The following is a 3,089-nucleotide window of genomic DNA, read 5'->3' as shown; positions in this document are numbered from 1 at the left end:
GGCGATGACCTCGCGCACGTCGAACGGCTGCTTGGCATCGGCCGGCACTACGCCGTACAACTCTTCGGCGCCATACAACGGCGCCACCGGCGCCAGGCGCTGCAGTTTGCCCAGCTTGTGCCAGTTGAGGTTGGCCACGCTGCGCCGGGCGATGGCCAGGGCGTGTTCGTCGTTGTCGGCGTAATGGTCGGCCACGCCGCTGGTGCGGCAATGCACATCGGCGCCCCCGAGGTCCTCGGCGCTCACCACTTCACCGGTGGCAGCCTTCACCAAGGGCGGGCCGGCGAGGAAGATGGTCGCCTGCTGGCGTACCATGATCGCCTCATCGGCCATGGCCGGCACATAGGCACCGCCAGCGGTGCACGAGCCCATCACCACGGCAATCTGCGGGATGCCCTGCGCGCTCATGTTGGCCTGGTTGAAAAAGATCCGTCCGAAGTGCTCGCGGTCGGGGAACACTTCGTCCTGGCGTGGCAGGTTGGCACCGCCGGAGTCCACCAGGTAGATGCACGGCAGACGGTTCTGCTGGGCGATGGCCTGCGCACGCAGGTGCTTTTTCACCGTCAGTGGGTAGTACGAACCGCCCTTTACCGTGGCGTCGTTGGCCACGATCATGCATTCCACGCCTTCGACGCGGCCGATGCCGGCGATGACGCCCGCAGCGGGCACGTCTTCGCCGTACACCTCATGGGCGGCCAGCTGGCCGATTTCGAGGAACGGCGAGCCCGGGTCCAGCAGGCGGTCGATACGCTCGCGCGGCAGCAGCTTGCCCCGCGAGGTGTGCCGCTCCTGCGCCTTCCGGCCGCCGCCCTGGGCGACCTGGGCGAGCAGGCCGCGCAGGGCCTGGACCTGTTCGAGCATGGCCGCGCTGTTGTCGGCGAATTCCGCCGAACGCGGGTTGATCTGGGTATGCAAGGTAGCCATGTGCGCCCGTCCCTTGTGCTCAGCGGGTTTCGTTGAACAGTTCACGGCCGATCAGCATCCGGCGGATTTCGCTGGTGCCGGCACCGATCTCGTACAGCTTGGCATCGCGCAGCAGGCGGCCTGCCGGGAATTCGTTGATGTAGCCGTTGCCGCCGAGAATCTGGATGGCCTCAAGGGCCATTTGCGTGGCGCGTTCGGCGGTGTAGAGGATCACCCCGGCGGCATCCTTGCGGGTGGTCTCGCCACGGTCGCAGGCCTGGGCCACGGCATACAGGTAGGCGCGGCTGGCGTTGAGCTGGGTGTACATGTCGGCGATCTTGCCCTGGATCAGCTGGAACTCGCCGATGCTCTGGCCGAACTGCTTGCGGTCGTGGATGTACGGCACCACCAGGTCCATGCAGCTTTGCATGATGCCGGTCGGGCCACCGGACAGCACCACGCGCTCGTAGTCCAGGCCGCTCATCAGCACGCGCACGCCACCGTTGAGCTGGCCGAGGATGTTTTCCTGTGGCACTTCGACGTCATCGAAGAACAGCTCGCAGGTGTTGGAGCCGCGCATGCCCAGTTTGTCGAATTTGTTGCTGCGGCTGAAGCCTTTCCAGTCACGCTCGACGATGAACGCGGTAATGCCGTGCGAGCCCTTGTCCAGGTCGGTCTTGGCGTAGATCACGTAGGTGTTGGCGTCCGGGCCGTTGGTGATCCAGGTCTTGCTGCCGTTGAGCACGTAGTGGTCGCCGCGTTTTTCCGCGCGCAGCTTCATCGACACCACGTCGGAGCCGGCGTTGGGCTCGCTCATGGCCAGTGCGCCAATGTGCTCGCCGCTGATCAGCTTGGGCAGGTACTTCAGCTTCTGCTCGTGGGTGCCGTTGCGGTTGATCTGGTTGACGCACAGGTTGGAGTGGGCGCCATACGACAAGGCCACCGAGGCCGAGGCACGGCTGATTTCTTCCATAGACACTACATGGGCCAGGTAACCCAGGCCGGCACCGCCGTACTCTTCCGCCACGGTGATACCCAGCAGGCCCATGTCGCCGAACTTGCGCCACATGTCAGCGGGGAACAGGTTGTCGTGGTCGATTTGCGCGGCCCGTGGCGCCAGCTCGGCGGCGGCGAAGGTGCGCACCTGGTCGCGGAGCATGTCGATGGTTTCGCCCAGGGCGAAGTTCAGGGAAGGGTAATGCATGCGGGGGCACCTTTGTTGTTCTTGAAGTTGGGTTACACCGTAGCTCAAGGAGCTGGCGCCGGACCCTGTGGGAGCGGCTGCAAGCCTGAGGGCAGGTGTCGTTCATCACCTTTACGTTAACGTAAACCTGCATGGGGTTACTGTCAATCGACTCATCACCTTTACGTAAACGTAAATCTGCGCCAGAGTATTCCCGCTTGCTTCAGTCGTGCCCAGAACAACCACAAGAAGGGACACCCATGAGTCAACCCAGCTATACCCGCGGTCGCCAGGACCAAGCCTTGCTGACCCAGACCATCGGCCAGGCGTTCGATGCCACGGTGGCCCGCTGCGCCGACGGCGAGGCGCTGGTGTCGCGCCATCAAGGCTTGCGCTACAGCTGGCGGCAGTTGGCCGAGCAGGTAGAGGTGCATGCCCGCGCCCTGATGGCGCTGGGCGTGAATACTGGCGAAAGGGTCGGCATCTGGTCGCCCAACTGCGCCCAGTGGTGCATCCTGCAACTGGCCAGCGCCAAGGTGGGTGCCATCCTGGTCAACATCAACCCGGCGTATCGCGTAGGTGAACTGGAATATGTGCTGCGCCAGTCCGGCTGCCGCTGGCTGGTGTGTGCGGATGCCTTCAAGCGTTCCGATTATCACGCCATGTTGCAGCAGCTGGTCCCAGAGCTGGCCGCCGCCACGCCCGGCGAGCTGGCGAGCCAAGGCCTGCCCGACCTGCGCGGTGTGATCAGCCTGGGCGCCAATCCGCCGGCTGGCTTCCTGCCCTGGCAAGCGCTGGGCGAACTGGCAGGGCAGACCGACATCGAGGCCTGCAGCGCCCGCCAACAAGGCCTGCAGTTCGACCAGCCGGTGAACATCCAGTACACCTCCGGCACCACCGGCGCGCCCAAGGGTGCCACGCTCAGCCACTACAACATCCTCAACAACGGCTTCATGGTCGGCGAAAGTCTGGGTCTGAACGAGCGAGACCGCATGGTGATCCC

3 protein-coding genes are annotated in these 3,089 nt (G+C 64.6%); 1 reads left to right on the top strand and 2 read right to left on the bottom strand.

Annotated features, from left to right (window positions below):
• Both HP546_RS28265 and HP546_RS28260 read right to left on the bottom strand, forming a co-directional pair.
• On the bottom strand, positions 1-924 hold a 924-nt coding region (locus tag HP546_RS28265; RefSeq protein ID WP_306125879.1), incomplete at its 3' end, for a carboxyl transferase domain-containing protein.
• Between the two features lie 19 nt (positions 925-943).
• Complete coding sequence (locus HP546_RS28260) at positions 944-2,107, bottom strand: isovaleryl-CoA dehydrogenase (RefSeq protein WP_172232521.1); 1,164 nt, start codon at positions 2,105-2,107, stop codon at positions 944-946.
• Positions 2,108-2,346: 239 nt separating this feature from the next.
• On the opposite strand from HP546_RS28260, the gene HP546_RS28255 reads away from it, so the two are divergent.
• The coding region (locus tag HP546_RS28255) for an AMP-binding protein (RefSeq protein ID WP_172232518.1) at positions 2,347-3,089 on the top strand (743 nt) is incomplete at its 3' end.

The sequence above is a fragment of the Pseudomonas sp. CM25 genome (assembly GCF_013179705.1).
Lineage (GTDB): Bacteria > Pseudomonadota > Gammaproteobacteria > Pseudomonadales > Pseudomonadaceae > Aquipseudomonas.
The sequence above is the reverse complement of the archived record's forward strand: the minus strand, read 5'-3'. Positions and strand labels throughout refer to the sequence as shown.